17 protein-coding genes are annotated in these 17,878 nt (G+C 71.1%); 7 read left to right on the top strand and 10 right to left on the bottom strand.

Features of this window, described 5'->3' with window-relative positions:
• The first annotated feature begins 116 nt into the window (after positions 1-116).
• Both ACZ5J1_RS00630 and ACZ5J1_RS00625 read left to right on the top strand, forming a co-directional pair.
• The gene (locus ACZ5J1_RS00630; RefSeq protein WP_464561618.1) at positions 117-983 is read left to right on the top strand and encodes a hypothetical protein; all 867 of its coding nucleotides are present in this window, start codon (positions 117-119) and stop codon (positions 981-983) included.
• Entirely contained in the window at positions 980-1,249 is a 270-nt protein-coding gene (locus ACZ5J1_RS00625) for a hypothetical protein (RefSeq protein ID WP_464561616.1), read from the top strand. Before ACZ5J1_RS00630 ends, ACZ5J1_RS00625 begins: the two co-directional genes overlap by 4 nt.
• A 6-nt stretch (positions 1,250-1,255) precedes the next feature.
• Here the strand turns inward: ACZ5J1_RS00625 and ACZ5J1_RS00620 are convergent, their stop codons facing one another.
• From ACZ5J1_RS00620 to ACZ5J1_RS00585, 8 genes are all read right to left on the bottom strand, one after another.
• Positions 1,256-2,143, bottom strand: coding sequence for an Abi-alpha family protein (locus ACZ5J1_RS00620; protein WP_464561614.1), 888 nt, complete (start codon positions 2,141-2,143; stop codon positions 1,256-1,258).
• 31 nt (positions 2,144-2,174) lie between these two features.
• Positions 2,175-3,497, bottom strand: coding sequence for a DUF445 domain-containing protein (locus ACZ5J1_RS00615; protein ID WP_464561612.1), 1,323 nt, complete (start codon positions 3,495-3,497; stop codon positions 2,175-2,177).
• 60 nt (positions 3,498-3,557) lie between these two features.
• Positions 3,558-4,016: a heat shock protein transcriptional repressor HspR gene (locus ACZ5J1_RS00610; protein ID WP_464561610.1), complete on the bottom strand. Its 459-nt coding sequence runs from the start codon at positions 4,014-4,016 to the stop codon at positions 3,558-3,560.
• On the bottom strand, positions 4,013-5,209 hold the full coding sequence (locus ACZ5J1_RS00605; protein WP_464561608.1) for a DnaJ C-terminal domain-containing protein: 1,197 nt from the start codon (positions 5,207-5,209) through the stop codon (positions 4,013-4,015). Before ACZ5J1_RS00605 ends, ACZ5J1_RS00610 begins: the two co-directional genes overlap by 4 nt.
• Positions 5,210-5,280: 71 nt before the next feature.
• Positions 5,281-5,838 carry a nucleotide exchange factor GrpE gene (gene grpE, locus ACZ5J1_RS00600; protein ID WP_464561607.1) on the bottom strand — a complete coding sequence of 186 codons (558 nt, stop codon included), beginning with the start codon at positions 5,836-5,838 and terminating at the stop codon, positions 5,281-5,283.
• Positions 5,835-7,697, bottom strand: a complete 1,863-nt coding sequence (dnaK, locus tag ACZ5J1_RS00595) for a molecular chaperone DnaK (RefSeq protein ID WP_464561605.1) — start codon at positions 7,695-7,697, stop codon at positions 5,835-5,837. Before dnaK ends, grpE begins: the two co-directional genes overlap by 4 nt.
• Positions 7,698-7,796: 99 nt before the next feature.
• Positions 7,797-8,297, bottom strand: coding sequence for an NUDIX hydrolase (locus ACZ5J1_RS00590; RefSeq protein WP_464561603.1), 501 nt, complete (start codon positions 8,295-8,297; stop codon positions 7,797-7,799).
• Positions 8,298-8,315: 18 nt separating this feature from the next.
• The gene (locus tag ACZ5J1_RS00585) at positions 8,316-8,888 is read right to left on the bottom strand and encodes a hypothetical protein (RefSeq protein WP_464561601.1); all 573 of its coding nucleotides are present in this window, start codon (positions 8,886-8,888) and stop codon (positions 8,316-8,318) included.
• 101 nt (positions 8,889-8,989) lie between these two features.
• Here ACZ5J1_RS00585 and ACZ5J1_RS00580 point away from each other — a divergent pair, with 101 nt between their 5' ends.
• Both ACZ5J1_RS00580 and ACZ5J1_RS00575 read left to right on the top strand, forming a co-directional pair.
• Positions 8,990-9,598, top strand: coding sequence for a nitroreductase family protein (locus tag ACZ5J1_RS00580; protein WP_464561599.1), 609 nt, complete (start codon positions 8,990-8,992; stop codon positions 9,596-9,598).
• A gap of 24 nt (positions 9,599-9,622) precedes the next feature.
• Complete coding sequence (locus ACZ5J1_RS00575; protein ID WP_464561597.1) at positions 9,623-10,147, top strand: DnaJ family domain-containing protein; 525 nt, start codon at positions 9,623-9,625, stop codon at positions 10,145-10,147.
• On the opposite strand, the gene ACZ5J1_RS00570 is transcribed toward ACZ5J1_RS00575, so the two are convergent.
• A complete protein-coding gene (locus ACZ5J1_RS00570) occupies positions 10,148-13,039 on the bottom strand; it encodes a helix-turn-helix transcriptional regulator (RefSeq protein WP_464561595.1) in 2,892 nt (963 codons plus the stop codon). It lies immediately after the preceding gene.
• A 61-nt stretch (positions 13,040-13,100) separates the two neighbouring features.
• A complete protein-coding gene (locus ACZ5J1_RS00565) occupies positions 13,101-13,247 on the bottom strand; it encodes a hypothetical protein (protein ID WP_464561593.1) in 147 nt (48 codons plus the stop codon).
• Between the two features lie 212 nt (positions 13,248-13,459).
• On the opposite strand from ACZ5J1_RS00565, the gene ACZ5J1_RS00560 reads away from it, so the two are divergent.
• The 3 genes from ACZ5J1_RS00560 (at position 13,460) to ACZ5J1_RS00550 (ending at position 17,835) form a co-directional block, all read left to right on the top strand.
• A complete protein-coding gene (locus tag ACZ5J1_RS00560) occupies positions 13,460-14,542 on the top strand; it encodes an HpcH/HpaI aldolase/citrate lyase family protein (protein WP_464561592.1) in 1,083 nt (360 codons plus the stop codon).
• A gap of 14 nt (positions 14,543-14,556) precedes the next feature.
• Positions 14,557-15,426 (top strand): HpcH/HpaI aldolase/citrate lyase family protein, encoded by an 870-nt coding sequence (locus ACZ5J1_RS00555; RefSeq protein WP_464561590.1) that lies wholly within the window; start codon positions 14,557-14,559, stop codon positions 15,424-15,426.
• 87 nt (positions 15,427-15,513) lie between these two features.
• Positions 15,514-17,835, top strand: coding sequence for a hypothetical protein (locus tag ACZ5J1_RS00550; RefSeq protein ID WP_464561588.1), 2,322 nt, complete (start codon positions 15,514-15,516; stop codon positions 17,833-17,835).
• The last annotated feature ends 43 nt before the right edge of the window (positions 17,836-17,878 follow it).

Here is a 17,878-nt window from a genome sequence, read left to right as displayed (position 1 = left end):
TGATCGTCTCCTATCGCTGCTGAACCTTCTATCGGCTCAACGTTGCGAAAGTTGAGTCCATTCCACTCAACTTTGATCGACCTCAAGATTCAGCACGGTGAGCCGATGGTTCCAGAGTGAGCCTGGCACCACCACTGATCCACATCGCCTTCATGCTGATGCGGCCGCAGTTGTGGGGAGCGCTCGAGATGCTCGTGCGCGCGGCCATCGGGGACCCGGACGTGGTGCCATACCTGATCCTGGCTGAGGACACCTCCACCTACGAGCAGCATGACCTGTCGGCGATCCTGCGCTTGGTCGCCGACCTGCCGATCGCCGTGCACGACGACACCTGGCTGCGGCACCACCTCGGCTGGTTCGATCTCGCCGTCTTCCACGACCCCTACATCACTCAGTGGGGCGAGCGCACGGGCCTCGATCTCGACACCTTCAGAGCCGCCGGCGTCCAGGTCGCGCTCTCGCCGTACGCCCTCGCCCTGCACGGCCACCCCGGCATCACCCGCTCGATGTTCGACCTCCCTCTGCACCACCAGGCGTGGCGGATCTACGCCCCGAGCCTCGGCCAGGTCGAACGCTTCCGGCAGTTCTCGCCGCGCGACACCGACAACGCGGTCTTCCTCGGCAACGTGAAGCAGGAACGGCTGCTCGCCAGCGCCAGCGTGGCCTCCGCCGCCAGGGACCTGCAGGCACGCCTGGGCGAGGGCCGGATCGTGCTGTGGAACCCGCACTTCGCCGGGGAGGAGGGCGGTTTCACATTCCCGACCTTCGCCCCGGTCCTCCTGGAGCGTGCGGCTCGATCGACGGACGAGATCCTCATCATCCGCCCCATCCCCGACTGCTGCCCGACCTCGTCGCCTCCGGCTGCGGGGCGACGGTCGACCAGTTCCGCTCGCTGTGCGCCACCCGACCGAACGTCCACCTCGACGAATCACCCGATGCCGCGCCGGCGATGCTTGCCGCCGATGTCCTGGTCTCGGACGTGAGCTCGATCCTCACCGAGTACGCCGCCCTCGGCCGCCCGATCGGGCTGACGATTCCCGCCGACGATGAGCTGATCATCAACGACCCGGACGGCTTCACGCGCGACCTGCCGCGGCTGCGGACGGGCGCCGACCTCCACCGTTTCCTGGACTCCGAACCCGGCGCGATACCGGAGATCGCGCCGACGCGCACCTCACTCGGAAGCGGTCGACGGATCGTGGAATCGATCGTCCGCGACCTACGGGCCGCCAACGCCTGCCGGGCGTGAGCCGACTCAGTCGTCCGTCGGCGTCCTCAGTGGCGCCTCGTGCGCCGGGAATTCCCCGCCAGCGGCCGCCTCGTCGACCAGGCACGCCCGGCAGAACTCCTCCCCGAACGGGGTCAGGTGGATCGACCGGCGCACCACCCGCGGGAACCGGACCGAGTGCAGCGCGGCCAGGACGTCGGGCTGGGCCTCGACCACCTGGTACTCGTCGGGGTCGGCGACCGGCTCCTTGGAGAACCAGATGATCCCCAGCCGGAACAGGTTGTTCAGGTACGACGGCACGTGGTCGTCCGAGCGCACGCCGGCGCGCATCCCGATCATCGACAGGCCGGGCGCGATCAGCTGGCTCGACATCCGACCCATCGGCCCGCCGGTGCGGACGTCGACGGTCGGCTGCGGCCCGTCGCGCAGCAGCAGCACCAGGATCCGGGCCTCGTCGGGAGCGAGCTCCTCCAGCATCCGGGCGAACGCCGGGTGGCCGCCCTCGGGGGCGGTGACGTCGCGGGAGCGTTCCAGCAGGGCCGCGCCGCGGTCACGGAGCGAGCCGGCGGTGATCTCGGGGACGCGCTCGGCCTTCGGGTCGGGGCGCGTCGGCGCCGAGCGGTGGTCGGCGGCGTTCGCGACCGCGGTCGAGGCCGCCGTACCGACGGGGACGCCCTGGACGACGGCCAGGGTCGTCTCGCGGACCACCTCGGCGGTGCGGAGCACGTCGCGCACGATGTCGGCGGCCTCGGCCGGGTCGACCACGGCCTTGGCCACGCGAGCACTGCCACGGAAGGCGGTGCGGGCACCCCAGCCGACGGCGTTGACCGAGAAGCCGGCCGCGACGCGGGTCAGGCCGGGCAGGGTCGCGAGCGCGCCACCCATCCGGGCCGGGCGGGGCGTCAGGTCAGCCATGGAGTCAGGTTCTCCTTCAGGTTGCGGGGGATCAGCCGAAGAGGGTGAAGAGGACGTAGTGCAGGAGCCCGCCCGCGAACCCCATGATCGCGCCATGGGCGTAGAGCATCCACTCGTCCTCCTTGATCGCGGCGCGCATCATCTCGACGAACTCGTCGGGCGGCAGCTCGGCGGTGCGCACCGCGATCAGACTCCGGATCCGCTCGGCCTGCTGGCGGGAGAAGTCCGGGTCCTGGAAGGGCTCCAGCGTGCGGTCGACGGCCTGCTGGGTGACCGACTCCCGGATCGAGTCGAACCGGTTCGTGCCGACCGCGACCCGGACCGCGCCCCGGATGGGGCCGGCCGCCTGGTCGATCGCCGGGCGCAGCGCGTCGCCGAGGAGCTTGTGGGTGGCGTCACCGCGCGGCCCGTGCATCAGGTGGTCGCCGATCCGCTCCAGCGTGATCACGTCGTCGGCGATGATCTGGGCGTAGACCTCGGCCGCCTCGCTCTGCCGGCGCGGGAAGAGTCCCTGCACCTTGATCCCGAGGATCCGGCGCGGGGTGGGCGGTTCGAAGATCAGCCACATGCCGAGCGCGTTGGTGGTCCACCCGACGATCACGCCCATCAGCGGCAGCGTGTACCAGTGGTGCCAGAAGGTGTCGATGATCGCGACCGGGATGCCGAGCAGGAAGCCGAAGACGAACCCGAAGAAGATCATCAGGTTGAGCTCGCGCTGACCGAAGTCGCGGAAGATCCGGACCACCAGCGCCGGGTGGGCGCGGAAGTGCTCGATCACCATGTACTTCGGGTCGAGCAGCTGATCGATGTGCTCACCGATCTGGTCGGTGACGTTGCCGACGATGCCGGGCAGCTGGGCCTGGACGCGCTCGATGACGGCGGCGCGCACGGCCGGCGGCAGGTCGGCCCACAGCCGCGGGTGCTGCTCGCGCATCACCTGGTCGACCAGCTCGGGGACCTCGGGGCCGAAGGTGGCGCAGATGTGCTCGGCGATCTTGTCCGGCTCGAGCTGCTGGTAGAAGTCGGCGGGGGTGCCCAGCTTGGCGATCGCCTTGTCCACCGCGATCGACCCCATCTTGGCGGCGCGGGCGGGGATGATCCCCTGCCAGCCGATGCCGCCCTGAAGGAAGCCGGGGACCTCCTGGATCTTGCGGGGCAGGACGCTGGCGAACTCCCGCATCCCGGGGACGGTCCAGCCCTTGAAGTAGACGGGGTTGAAGAGCATCCAGACGCCGGACCAGTTGATCAGCCAGCCGACGATCCCGGTGAAGAGCGGGATCGTCCAGAACTCGAGCCAATGGACGCCGTCGGCCCAGTCAACGAGCCCGTCCACGATGGCGTTCAGCCAGTCCACGCAATGCGCCCTTCCGGTCGCCCTCCCGGACCCGGACCCTAACAGCAGCAGCGGCAGGGGTCAGCGTGAACGTCGCCACACGACGACGGACTGGCCGACGTCGGGCGGGCGTACGGCGGGGAGCCGACTGCCCGGTGCCTCGTCGCGCCGGGCGGCCAACGCGGACCGCAGTGCGTGCTGGGTCGCCTCGAGCTCGGCAAGCAGCTCCGCGTTGCGGGCCGCCAGCGCCGCGGCGTGGTGCTCGAGCTCGAGGATGCGACGCACGCCCTCGATGCCGATCCCGTCCGAGGTGAGGGAGGCGATCAGCCGGAGCAGGTCGATGTCGTTGGCCGAGTAGCGCCGTCCGCCACCACCGGTGCGCCCGGGCGTGATCAGGCCGAGGCGCTCGTAGGTGCGCAGGGTCTGCGGGTGCAGCCCGGTCAGCTCGGCAGCGACCGAGATCACGTAGACGGCGGCGTCGGCACGAGGGCCGACGTACTCCCCGCCGAGCGGGGTGGACTCCGAGCCCGGCGCGCTCACGCGCTGGCCTCCTCGCCCTCGAAGAGGCCGGCCCGCAGGGGCTTGTGCGCCGTTGCCGCACGGTAGGCCTCCAGCGCCTCACGGGCGGCCGGTTCCAGCACGGCCGGGACCTGCACCTCGACGGTGGCCAGCAGGTCACCGCTGGTGCCGTCGGCCTTGTGCACGCCCTTGCCGCGCACCCGGAAGGTGCGCCCGTGCGGGGTGCCGGCGGGAACCTTGAGGGTGACCGGGGCGCCACCGAGGGTGGGGATCCGGACCTCGGCGCCCAGCGCGGCCTCGTCGAAGGAGATCGGCACGTCGAGCGTGAGGTGGTCGCCCTTGCGACCGAAGACACGGTGCGGGGTGACCTTGACGGTGACGAAGAGGTCGCCGGCCGGACCGCCGGCCTCGCCGACGGCTCCCTTGCCGCGCACCCGGATCTTCTGCTCGTCCTTGACCCCGGCGGGGATCTTGGCGCTGATCGTCCGACCGGACAGGCCGCGGCCCGATCCCTTGCAGGTGGGGCAGGACTCGTCGTAGACGACCTGGCGGCCGCCGCAGGCGGGGCAGGTCTCGCTGACCTGGAAACCGCCGAGGTCGGAGATCACCGAGCCCTGGCCGCTGCACACGTTGCACACGTGCGGCTTGGTGCCGGGCTTGCCGCCGGTGCCGTTGCAGTCGGGGCAGGGCGCGTCGGAGGTGAGCCGGAGCTGGATGGTGACGCCCTCGAGCGCCTCGACGAACCCGACGGTCGCGGTGGTCTCGATGTCGGCGCCCTTGGTGGGGCGGGGTGCGCGTCGACCGCGGCCACCGCCGCCGAAGAGGTCGCCGAACATGTCGGCGAAGCCGCCGCCCTGCTGGCCCTGGGCCTGAGCCGCGAAGAGGTCCTCGAAGTTGTAGCCGCGCGAGTTGCCGCCCGCTCCCGCACCGGGGCCGAAGCCACCGGGGAAGCCGCGCCCGCCGCCGTACAGCGATCGGACCTCGTCGTACTTCTTGCGCTTGTCCGGATCGCCGAGGACGTCGTAGGCCTCTGCGACCAGCTTGAACTTGTCGTGCTTGGCGGTGTCACCCGGGTTGGAGTCGGGGTGATTGGCGCGCGCCAGTCCGCGGTAGGCCTTCTTGATCTCGTCCTGGGTGGCGGTCTTGCTCACCCCCAGCACGGCGTAGAAGTCCTTGTTGACCCAATCAGCCCGGACGCCGTCGTTCTCTGCCACGTTCCCCTCCTCTCTCTGATCTCATTCGCCGAGATGGCCCCCGGAGGGGCCACCTCGGCGATGTTGTGCGTTTATTCGGGGTCGACGACCAGGACCTGAGCCGCGCGCACGACGCGGTCACCGATCCGGTACCCCGCCTTGGCGATGATCTTGACCGTGGTGGTCTCGATCCCCGCCTCGGTGCCGAGGTGCGAGAGCGCCTCGTGCAGGGTCGGGTCGAACGCGTCGCCCGGCTCACCGAACCGGGTCAGGCCGAGGCCCGACACGATCGTGGTGAGCTGCTCGGCCACGGCGGCGAACCCGCCGGTGAGCTCCTCGTGCTCCTTGGCCCGGTCGACGGTGTCGAGCACCTCGACGATCGGGGCGAGGACCTTGTACGTCGAGTTCTGCGCCACCAGCTCGCGGTCGCGGTCCACGCGGCGCTTGTAGTTGACGTACTCGGCCTGGAGCCGCTGCAGGTCGGTGGTCAGCTCGGCGATCCGAGCATCGACGAGCTCGGTCTCGAGCGGGGCCTCGACCTCGGTCTCGTCCGCCTCGCCGACGTACGCCGCCTCCGCGGCGTCCCCGAAGGAACCCGCCGTGGCGGCGGGCTCCTCCGGGGTCTCGACGGAGTCGTTCGACTCGGTCACTTGGACTCGTCCTCGTCGACCTCGTCGACGATCTCGGCCTCGACCACGTCGTCGTCGCCCTCACCCGTGGCACCGGTGGAACCACCGGCGGCAGCGGACTCGGCCTCGGCGGCGGCGTACATCGCGGCGCCCATCTTCTGCGAGGACTCACCGAGCTTGGTGACCGCGGCCTGCAGGGTGTCGGCGGAGGCCTCCTCGTCGGCGAGGGCGACCTTGAGCGCCTCGACGTCGGCGGTGACCTCGTCCTTGACCTCGGCCGGGATCTTCTCGTCGTTGTCGGCGAGGAACTTCTCGGTGGAGTAGACCAGCGAGTCGGCCTGGTTGCGGACCTCGACGGCCTCGCGACGCTTGGCGTCCTCCTCGGCGTACTGCTCAGCCTCCTTGACCATCCGGTCGATCTCGTCCTTGGACAGGGCCGAGCCGCCGGAGATGGTCATGGACTGCTCCTTGCCGGAGGCCTGGTCCTTGGCCGAGACGTGCACGATGCCGTTGGCGTCGATGTCGAAGGTGACCTCGATCTTCGGGATGCCGCGCGGCGCCGGCGGGAGGCCGGTCAGCTCGAAGTTGCCGAGCGCCTGGTTCTGCGCCCAGATCGCACGCTCACCCTGGGCGACCTTGATCTCGACCGACGGCTGGTTGTCGTCAGCGGTCGTGAAGATCTCGGAGCGCTTGGTCGGGATCGTGGTGTTGCGCTCGATCAGCGGGGTGAAGACGCCACCCTTGGTCTCGATGCCGAGGGACAGCGGGGTCACGTCGAGGAGCAGGACGTCCTTGACCTCACCCTTGAGCACACCGGCCTGCAGGGCGGCGCCGACGGCGACGACCTCGTCCGGGTTGACGCCCTTGTTGGGCTCCTTGCCGCCGAGCAGCTCCTTGACGACGTCGGTCACGGCGGGCATCCGGGTGGAGCCACCGACGAGGACGACGTGGTCGATCTGGGAGACGGCCAGGCCGCCGTCGCGCAGCACGTTCTGGAACGGGATCTTGGTGCGGTCCAGCAGGTCGGAGGTGATCTTCTGGAACTCGGCGCGGGTGAGGGTCTCCTCGAAGTGGAGGGGGCCGGACTCACCGTGGGTGATGTAGGGCAGGTGCACCTGGGTCGACTGCGAGGAGGAGAGCTCGATCTTCGCCTTCTCCGCGGCCTCCTGGAGGCGCTGGGCGGCGATCTTGTCGGCGGCCAGGTCGACGCCGTTGGCGTTCTTGAACTTGGTCACCATCCACTCGACGACGCGGTTGTCCCAGTCGTCACCACCGAGGTGGTTGTCACCGGAGGTCGCCTTGACCTCGACGACGCCCTCGCCGATCTCGAGGAGGGACACGTCGAACGTGCCGCCACCGAGGTCGAAGACGAGGATGGTCTGGTCCTCACCCTTGTCCAGGCCGTAGGCCAGGGCAGCGGCGGTGGGCTCGTTGACGATCCGGGCGACGTTGAGGCCCGCGATCTCGCCGGCCTCCTTGGTCGCCTGGCGCTGCGCGTCGGAGAAGTACGCCGGCACGGTGATGACCGCGTCGGTGACCGGCTCACCGAGGTAGGCCTCGGCGTCGCGCTTGAGCTTCTGCAGGATGAAGGCGGAGAGCTGCTGCGGCGTGAAGTCCTTCGCGCCGCCCTCCTCGTCGACCTTGAACTTCCAGTCCGTGCCCATGTGACGCTTCACGGACTTGATCGTCCGGTCGACGTTGGTGACGGCCTGGCGCTTGGCGACCTCGCCGACCAGGACCTCACCGGACTTGGCGAACGCCACCACGGACGGCGTCGTACGCGCACCCTCAGCGTTCGCGATGACGGTGGGCTCGCCACCTTCGAGAACGGCGACCACGCTGTTGGTGGTGCCCAGGTCGATACCGACCGCACGTGCCATGAGGAATACCTCCGTTGAAGACTGATGTGACTGTGATTCCGAAGTTTAGTCCGGTCGACTCAACTTCGTTCACTGGCTACAACGAAGGTAACTCATGGATCATTCCCGGGCATCCTCCGGGGTCCGGAGAAGCCGCAGGCCGGTGTCGACCATGCTCACCCGGTGCAGGTGCTCGATGTCGTCGAGCGCGAACCAGCGCGCCTCGTCGGTGGTGCCACCGACCTCGGGCGCGAGCTCGCCACCGACGATCCTCGCGGCGTAGAAGACCCGGACAGCCTTGAGCGACCGGCCGTCATAGGCGCCGGCACCCCGCTGCCGCTCAGCCTCGGCGAAGACGTCGGTCTCGATCCCGAGCAGACGGGTCAGCTCGACGTCGTACCCGGTCTCCTCCTTGACCTCACGGACCGCGCCGTCGGCCGGGGACTCGTGCAGCTCCACACCCCCACCGGGCAGGGTCCAGCGACGCCGCTCCGCGTCCTCGTTCCACAGCGCCAGCAGCACCTGGTCGTCCTGGACGATCACGGCGTAGGCCGCCAACCGGGTGTCGTAGTCGGTGTAGTGCGGCAGCGCGGGTTCGGGGGCGGGGTCGGGACGTGTCACGCCCGCCATTCAACCAAGTCAGCGCACCGTGACCGTGACAACGTTGGAGAACCGGTCGCCCTCGGTGTCCCGCATCCGCCACTGCTGCTTGCCGGGACGCCCGGTCTGGACGTAGGTGGAGAACTGCTCCCCCGAGACGCCGGTGGTGACCGGGAAGTCGACCCACTTCCCACCCTCGTTGCGCTGCACCTGGAGGACCGCGCCCTCACCGCCGGTGTAGACGCCGGTCAGGTCGATCCGCTGCATCGGATCGACCGTGCCCTCGCCCACGGCCAGCACGATCTCCTGGCGCTGCTGGGCCGGCGACTCGGTCGACGGGTCGGCCGGAGCGCTCGACTCGTCGGTGATCGCCTGCGGGCTCAGCGTGATCAGCGGTCCCGTCTCGGTCGCGGTCGGGCTCGGGGTCGGCAGGTAGAGCGAGGCACCCGCATCGGCGGCGGTGCCGTCGTCGGCGGAACCCCCGCCCAGGACACCGCCTGCGACGAGCGCGACCACCCCCGCGAGCAGTCCCAAGGACACTCCGACCGCGGCCAGGGCGATCAGTCCGGCCACCACGGGGTGCCTCTCCTGGTTGGAGAGCTTCGACGCCATCACGAGTCCTTCCGAGTTTGTGGACCTGTCGGTCCATCCTCACCGACCGTTCAACCCCCGTCGAGTCGCGGAGTCACGGCCTCGGCAGCGAGACTTGTCGAATGGAGTTCCAAGACGTCGTACGTCGCCGCAAGATGGTTCGTCGCTACACCGATGAGCCGGTGGCCGCCTCGCAGATGGAGCGGATCCTCAGCAACGCCGTCCGCGCGCCCAGCGCCGGCTTCTCCCAGGGCTGGTCCTTCCTCGTGCTGGACACCCCCGAGGACGTGAAGGCGTACTGGGACATCTTCGTCGGCGACGCCGAGTGGGAGGCCGACGGTTGGCTGCAGGGCATGCGGACGGCGCCGGTGCTGGTCCTGCCGTGCTCCTCGAAGGCCGCCTACCTGTCGCGCTACGCCGAGGGCGACAAGGGCTGGACCGACGAGGACGAGGCCCGCTGGCCGATGCCGTACTGGCACATGGACACCGCGATGGCCGTGATGCTGATGCTGCAGACCGTCGTCGACGAGAACCTCGGCGCCTGCTACTTCGGCGTCCCGCCGCGTCACCTCGACGAGGTCCGGGAGCGGTTCGGGATCCCGGCCGACTGGGACCCGATCGGCGTGGTCTCGATCGGCCACCCCGACACCTCCGGCGTGAGCGCCAAGGGCAGCCCCACCCGCCGCGCCCGCAAGCCGCAGGAAGCCGTGGTGCACCGCGGCCACTGGTGACCGGTCCCGCGGCATGATGGGTCCGTGCCGGAGGACGACGACTGGCAGGACACGAAGCCGCAGCCACGCGAACGTGGCCGCGATGCGGCCGCCGCCGCGCGGATCGAGCAGCAGCACACCTGGGTGGACCAGCAGATCCGCCAGGCGATCGCACGCGGAGAGTTCGACGACCTGCCCGGCGCCGGGAAACCGATCGAGGACCTCGGCGCCGAGCACGACCCCGACTGGTGGCTCAAGCGGCTGATCGAGCGCGAGCACATCGTCGCGCTCCCGCCCTCGGTCGAGATGCGGCGCGAGGACGCCGCCCTCGACGGCCTGCTCGACCAGCAGTCCGGCGAGGAGCAGGTCCGCACGCTCGTCCTGGAGTTCAACGCGCGCGTCCGCTCCGCCCGACTGCACACCGAGGGGCCGCCGTTCATCACCCAGCAGCGCGACGTCGACACCGAGGTCGAGCGGTGGCAGGAGCGCCGCCGGCTCCGGTACGACGCCGAGCAGCACGAGACCGAGCAGAACCCGCCCGAGGCCCGACGCCGGTGGTGGCGACGGTAGTCAGTCGAGCAGGCCGCGCCGGCGCGCGATGGCAGCGGCCTCGGTCCGACCGGCCGCACCGAGCTTGGCCAGCACGTTCGAGACGTGCACCGACACCGTCTTGGTGCTGATGAAGAGCCGCTTCCCGATCTCCCCGTTGCTGCGGCCCTCGGCGACCAGGGCGAGGATCTCGCGCTCGCGGGGCGTCAGCGCCTCACCCGCGCGGTCAGCCCGGTCCGGGCCGGCGGGGGCGATCCCGTCCAGCGCCTCGAGCAACGGCCGTGCGCCCAGACCGGCGGCGCCGATCCGCGCCCGCTGCGCCGTCGTACGGGCTGCGGGGACGTCCCCGGCAGCGCGCTGGATGCCGGCCAGCACCACCCCGACGGCCGCGGTCTCGAGCACGTGGCCCATCGTCACGAACGCGGCCTCGGTCTCCTCCCAGGCCGACAGCAGGACGTCCGACGCGACCGCTTCGCCGGCGACCCAGTGCGCGCGCAGGTGCTCGGCGCGCAGCCGGGCCATCCAGGCCTGACCCTCCGGACCCCAGCTGCGGCCGCGGTCGAAGTGCCGCACCGTCGCCTGGGCCTCGTCCATCAGCCGGTCGACCTCCGCCAGCGACGCCACCCGCTCGGCCTGGGAGCGACTCGGCATCGCCTCGGCCAGCACACCGATCACGATCGAGGCGAGTCGGATCCGGGCGTGGAACCACGGACCCCAGGCCGCGGTCAGCACCTCGGCCACGTCGTCGTAGACGCGCAGCGCGTCCTCGGGGTCCCCGGAACGCCCGGCGGCGACCATCTCCAGCCCCGCGGCGAAGGCCGGGATGATGCCGTCGACCGACCACAGATCGCGGTGCAGCCGCCGCGGGATCGCCTCACCGCGACCCTGCCGGATCATCTGGCGGATCGAGTCGAGGGCGGCGAACCCGACCGGCGGCGCACCGGGTCGGGCGACCGAGACCAGCTCGAGCGCCTCCTCCCAACGGCCGGTCACGACCAGCACCCAGGCCAGCTGGTGCCGCGACTCGAAGCCGTACGGCGCCCAGGGCTGCCCCGCCGCGACGGCTCGTGCGATCGTCGCCCGGAACGCGACCTCGGCCTCGGCCCACTCGCCCGCGTCCTCGTGCGAGCGCGCCAGCAGGAACCAGCCGTGCAGCTCGGCGCGCAGCTCGCCGGCCGACTCGGCCCGAGCGATCGCGGCGCGGAGCGCGTCGCGCAGCACCTGCTGGTCCCCGAGCCGGCCCAGCGCGGTCACGGTGGTGGTCGCGGCCGAAGCGATCGCATAGAGGTTGTGCCGCTCGGCGATCGCCAACGCCTGCACGCCGACCTCCTGCGCCTCCTCCTCGCACCCGGACCAGGAGAGGACCTGGGCGTGGTTGGCGAGCACCCGTGCGTGCAGCGCCGGGTCGTCCTCGGGCACCAGCCGGACCGCCTCGCGGGAGAAGCGCAACGGGTCCAACCGGGAGTCGAGGACGCCTGCCGCGATCGCAGCGACGCTGAGCACACTGGCCCGCTCGGCGTCGGTCACCTCGGGACCGAACTGGTCGAGCTGCTCCTCGGCCAACGCAGCGGCCCGCTCGGGCCGGCCGGCCGCGGTCAGCGCGACCACACAGGCCTCGACCACCGCCGCGCGACGCATCGACTCCGGCGGACGCCGGTCGTGGAAGATCGCCAGCGCCCGTTCGTAGTGAGCCGCGGCCTCGTCGGGGCCACCCACCGACGCCGCCTCGTCGCCGGCCCGCACGCTCGCCACCAGGGCGGTGTCGAGGTCCATCGCGAGCCGGGCGTGCCGGGCCAGCTCGGCCGCGCTGCCGCCGTCGCGATCCTGCAACGCCTCCGCGTAGCGGGCGTGGTGCCGCACCCGCTCGCCGGGCAGCAGGTCGTCGTAGACCGCCTCCCCCAGCAGCGCGTGCCGGAACCAGTACTCACCCTCACCGGCCACCAGGACGTTGGACTCGACCGCGTGCCGCAGCGCCTCGTCCAGCTCGCCGCCGGAGCGGCCCACGACCGCGGCGAGCAGGTCGTGCCGCACCCGCCGTCCGGCCACGCTGGCGATCCGCACCACCTCGCGGCTGGTCTCGTCGAGCCGGTCGAGCCGGACCAGCAGCACGTCGGCCAGCTGCTCCGGCAGCCAGTGCTCGGGGCCGGTGGCGGCACCGACGAGCTCCTCGACGAAGAAGGCATTGCCCTCGGCCCGGGCGACGATGTCGTCGCGCTCGAGGTCGGGGACCGCCGGATCGAGGGAGGCGACCAGGTCACGGACCGCGGCGTCGCCGAGCGGTTCCAGAGCCATCCGCTCGACCTCGGGCAGCCGGGTCCACTCCCCCACCTGGCGGCGCAGCGGGTGCCGCCGGTGGAGGTCGTCGGAGCGGTAGGTGGCCACGATCGCGACCCGGCTCGCGAACGGACGGGTCAGGAGCAGGGTGATCAGGTCGCGGGTGGACTGGTCGGCCCAGTGCGCGTCCTCGATCACGATCAGCGTCGGTACGAGCTCACCGACGGTGGCCAGGAGCGCGTGCACGCCGGCGAAGAGCTGGGCCCGGTCCACCGGGCCGCCGTCGTGCCGGCCGGTCGGGCGCAGCCGCGCCAGCGACGGGTGCGCGTCCTCCACCTCGGTGACGAGGTCGGGGTGGGCGAGGGTGATCCGGTCGAGGATCTCGGTGAACGGGAGGTAGGGCAGGGCACTGTCGCCGAAGTCGAGGCAGTGCCCGGCGTGCACCTCCCAGCCGGACGCCTTGGCGCCCGCGGCGAGCTCGTGCATCAGCCGGGTCTTGCCGACCCCGGCGTCCCCGGCGAGGAGCACGTGCCGGCCCCGCTCGAGGGGGTCTCCGAGGACAGCAGTGACGCCGAGCAGGGAGCTCAGCTCCTCCAGCTCGGCGTCACGCCCGATCAGGATCCGCGTGGGTTGCGCCACGTCGGCCATGATCCCGCACACAGGCTCCGCGATGCTCACCAGTTTTCTGCCCGGCCGCTTCTCACTGGCCCCCGAGCAGGTCGTCCCGGCGGCGACCCGGACGCGGGCGACGTACGAAACGGCGGTGACGACCCAGGATCCCGGCCGAGACCTGCTCGACCTGGAGGCGGTTCAGCTCACGGACGTAGGTCGGATCGAAGTTGCTCATGATGTCTCCTCGTTCAGTGCTGGCCCCCGCTGGGCCGGCACCGACAACGTTCGTCGTCTGAGGTAGGCACTCACATCGGGCAACTGCCTTATCTCGGATCCCACCCGGGACCCCGAGGGGTCGGACCTGGGACCCCAGGAGCGAATTGGAACGTTCCGCTGTTGGATCCGTCATACTCCCGGCCGCCGGAGCCGGGGTAGGTTCCTGAGTTTGTGAGTTTCAAGAGCCCGAAGGCCTACTTCGCACCCCTCGCGGTCGGCGCACCGCTGCCGCTGCGCGAGGTGCCGGCCCGCCCCAGCCGCGCGATCCACTTCTTCGACCCGAGCAATCCCAAGATGGTCGACAAGATCCCGCAGATGGTCGGCACCGTCGACGTGCTGCTCGGCAACCTCGAGGACGCGGTCAAGGCCGACAACAAGATCGCCGCGCGCGAGGGCCTGGTCACGATCGCGAAGGGCACCGACTTCGGGCCGACCCAGCTGTGGACCCGGATCAACTCCCTCGACTCGCCCTGGGTGCTCGACGACCTGATCACCCTGGTCACCGAGATCGGCGACAAGCTCGACGTGATCATGGTGCCGAAGGTGCAGGGCGCCGAGGACATCCACTACATCGACCGGCTGCTCGCGCAGCTCGAGGCGAAGGCCGGCGTGCGCAAGCCGATCCTCGTGCACGCGATCCTGGAGACCGCCCGCGGCGTGGCCGAGGTGGAGAACATCGCGCTGGCCAGCCCCCGGATGCAGGGCATCTCGCTCGGCCCGGCCGACCTGGCCGCGGACCGCAAGATGAAGACCACCCGGGTCGGTGGCGGCCACCCCGGCTACCTGGTCCGCCAGGACCCGCAGGTCGTCGACGGCGTGCCGGACATCCAGGGCGAGCGCACGATCTTCCAGCAGGACCTGTGGCACTACACGATCGCGAAGATGGTCGACGCCTGCGCCGCGGCGGGGATCTACCCCTACTACGGCCCGTTCGGTGACATCACCGACGTCGTCGCGACCGAGGACCAGTTCCGCAACGCGTTCCTGCTCGGCTGCGTCGGCACCTGGAGCCTGCACCCCAAGCAGATCGAGATCGCCAACCGGGTCTTCTCCCCCAGCGTCGAGGACATCAAGCACGCCCGTCGCGTGGTCGCCGCCATGGGCGACGGCACCGGCGCGGTCATGCTCGACGGGAAGATGGAGGACGACGCCTCCCTCAAGCAGTGCCTCGTCCTCGTCGACCTGGCCGCCGAGCTGGCCGCGATCGACCCGAACCTCAAGGCGCTCTACGACGCCATCGAACTCGAGAACTGAGAGAAGGCGCAACGATGAGCCTCACCCCTGACTTCCGCCCGCTGCGTTCGGTCCTCTACATGCCCAGCTCCAACGAGCGGGCCCTGGAGAAGGCGAAGACCATCGCCGCCGACGCCCTCATCCTCGACCTCGAGGATGCCGTCGCCCCCGACGCGAAGCAGCAGGCTCGCGAGAACGCCGTCGCTGCCGTCGCCTCCGGCGAGTACGGCGGCAAGGCCCTGACGATCCGGATCAACGGCGCCGACACCGAGTGGCACGCCGAGGACCTCCGGATGGCCGCCGCCGTCGGCCCCGACGCGATCGTCGTGCCGAAGGTGAACTCCCCCGAGGCGGTCCGCTCGCTGGTCGCCTCGATCGAGGCGGCTGGAGCGCCGCCGAAGACGAAGCTGTGGGCGATGATCGAGTCGCCGTACGCGATCCTGCACGCCGAGGAGATCGCCGCCGCCTCCGACCGCCTGACCGTGCTGGTGCTCGGCACCAACGACCTGGTCAAGGAGCTCTTCATCGAGCACGTCCCCGGTCGCGAGCCGCTGCGCACCTCGCTCCAGCTGGCCGTCCTGGCCGCCCGCGCCACCGGCAAGACGATCCTCGACGGCGTCTACAACGACGTGAAGAACATCGAGGGGTACGACGCCGAGGTGCTGCAGGGCGTGCAGTACGGCTTCGACGGCAAGACCCTGATCCACCCCGCCCAGGTCGAGGGCGCCAACGCCGGCTTCGCGCCGTCCGAGGACGCCATCGCCAACGCGCAGGGTCTGATCGAGGCGTTCAACGCCGGCAACGGCGGCGTGGTGACCTTCAACGGCAAGATGGTCGAGAGCCTGCACGTCGAGTCCGCTCGACGCACGCTGTCGATCGCTGCCGCGATCGCCCGCCTGGACTGACCCTCCCGTCGACTGGGGTGCGCCGTGACCGCGGCGCACCTCATTCGTTGACCCCCAGGTAGGAGTGCCGGACCAGGGGGATCAGCAGTGTCGGACGCATCGAAGGTGGTCGAGCCCGAGGGGGCCGAGGCGACCCCGATCGCCGATCCGATGCAGCAGTTCACCGACATCATCGGGATCTTCCACGACATGGCCCAGGCGGGATCCCCCGAGCCCGTTCGTGCCGCCGCCGGGACCGACCCGGGACCTGAGTCCTCCACCGTCGAGGAAGCCCCCGCCACGCCGGCCGATCCGGCAGACTCCCCGGCCATGAGCATCCGGCGGAGCACGCAGCCGTCGCTTGCCCCGGCTGCCCCTCCGGCACCTGCCTCGGCCGAGCACCTCGCCGACCTGCAGGCCGTCATCGACGCCGCCACCGCCGCGCTCGCCGAGATCGAAGGGGTGCCGGTCGCCGCGCCGGTCCCCGACCGACTGGACCCGTCGGCCCTGGCGAACCTGCTGGCCAGTCTCGACCTCTCGACCGCTCCCGCGGCCACACTTCTCGCACCGCCTCCTGCTGCTCCCGCCGTTGCTCCCGCTGCGCCGGCTGCTCCTCCGGCTCCTCCGGCTCCGCCGGTCGAGGTGGCTCCCGTGGTGGTCGAGCCGGAACCCGAGCCCGAACCGGAGCCGGAACCCGAACCGGAGCCGGAACCCGAGCCCGAACCGGAGCCGGAACCCGAACCAGAGCCCGAACCAGAGCCAGAGCCGGAGCCCGAACCCGAACCGGTGGCCCCGCCGGCCCCGGTTCGACGGATGCCCGACCCGGCCAACGACGCGGGCGCAGCAGTGCTGGCGGCGTTCGCGAGCCAGCAGGCCGATGCGGCGAAGGCGGCTGAGGAGACCGCCGCGGTCGCGGCCCCGGTCGCCACCCCGACCCCGCCCCCGGCCCGCTCGACCGCTGCCCCCGCACCAGCTCCGGACACCGAGCAGCAGGTCGTCGACGCGACCGAGCCGGACGAGCAGCGAACGAACGGCGTGATCGCCTTCCTGCGCCCCGACCGGATGCCGGGCAAGCTCATCGCCGGCACCGCGGCAGTCGCCCTGATGGTGGGCGTCGCCTGGTTCGTCACCCGCGGCCCGCTCGCCGCCTCGCCGGGCGACGTGGCCGACGACCCGGCCCCCACGGCGACGAGCACCGCCCAGCCGAGCGTCGCGATCGCGCCGCAGCAGGAGGAGTACGCCGCCGTGCTGCGCTCCATCCGCGCCGCGACCGACATCCCCTCCCTGGCCACGGCCGCCGACCAGGCCACGGAGCTGGGCTCGACCTTCGCCAGCCTCGAGGCACCCACCGACGCCGGGCAGCGGTTGATCAACGCCGAGGCCTCCGCCCTGCAGGCGTTCAGCGGCCTCGACGCCCTCACCACCGAGAACGCGTCGTCCCAGTTCCCCGCCCTGATGCCGCTGGTCCGCTCGGCCGCCGCCGCGGTGGCCGAGGCTCGCAAGGGTGTGCCGGGCAACGACCCGACGACGAACACGACCCCGGCCGCGAGCCACGTGGTCACCCTGGTCGCCCCGCTGGCACTGGCCGGGCTGACCGACGAGCTCACCGGACTCGTCACGACCGCGGGCAAGGCGACCAAGACGGCCGACCTGCGCCAGGTCGCCAGCGACGCGTTCGGCCTCGGGATCTCGTCCGAGGACACCGCCACGATCCTGGGCAACCGGGGCAAGTACTCGGTGCGCGCCGCCCAGCTCCACGCCGCGGCCGCGACGGTCGCCTCGATGAAGACGATCGACGCCGACCACCTCGACCAGTGGACCACCACGACCGGCCCGCGCCTGCGCCAGCAGCTGACCGCCCTGAACATCTCGACCCAGCCGGTCACCCAGGTCGACACGATGATCGATGCCGCCACGCTGGTGATGAAGACCTGGACGGAGCTGCACGCCGTTCCGGGCAAGGACGAGCTGGCGACGTACCGGACGAAGGTCATCTCCGCGATGCGTTCCTGGACGACGGCGTGGAAGGCGCTGCCCGCGGTGACCGCAGACCAGAAGGCGTCGTTCAACCTGACCACGAAGTTCTACAAGTCGGCGCAGTCGTTGGAGCGGGCCGCGGCCGCGATGCGCGCGGTGAAGCTGCCTGAGAACGCCCCCGACTCGTTGGTGAGCGCGAACGCCGGGCTGGTCTCCCTGACCGCCCGCGCTCGCAGCGCCGCCATGGCCGGGCACAACGTCGCCCTCGCCGCCGAGGACTGCGGCGAGACCTGCACGTTCGGCACCCAGAAGGGCTGGAAGGCGTTCCAGTCGGCAGCCTCCGCGATCGGAGCCGGCACGAGCTCGAAGACCGCGTGGCAGAAGGCGTACGACGCGGCGCTGGCCGACGCCGCCGACACCTCGGAGCTCGAGAAGGACAAGCCCGACGTCTGACGCTGTGGCATCCGTCACATCCGGGCCGCAAGTGGTGAGACCA

This window comes from Nocardioides sp. JCM 18999 (genome assembly GCF_055391175.1).
Note: the sequence above shows the minus strand (reverse complement) of the source record. Positions and strands in the feature narration are given on the sequence as shown.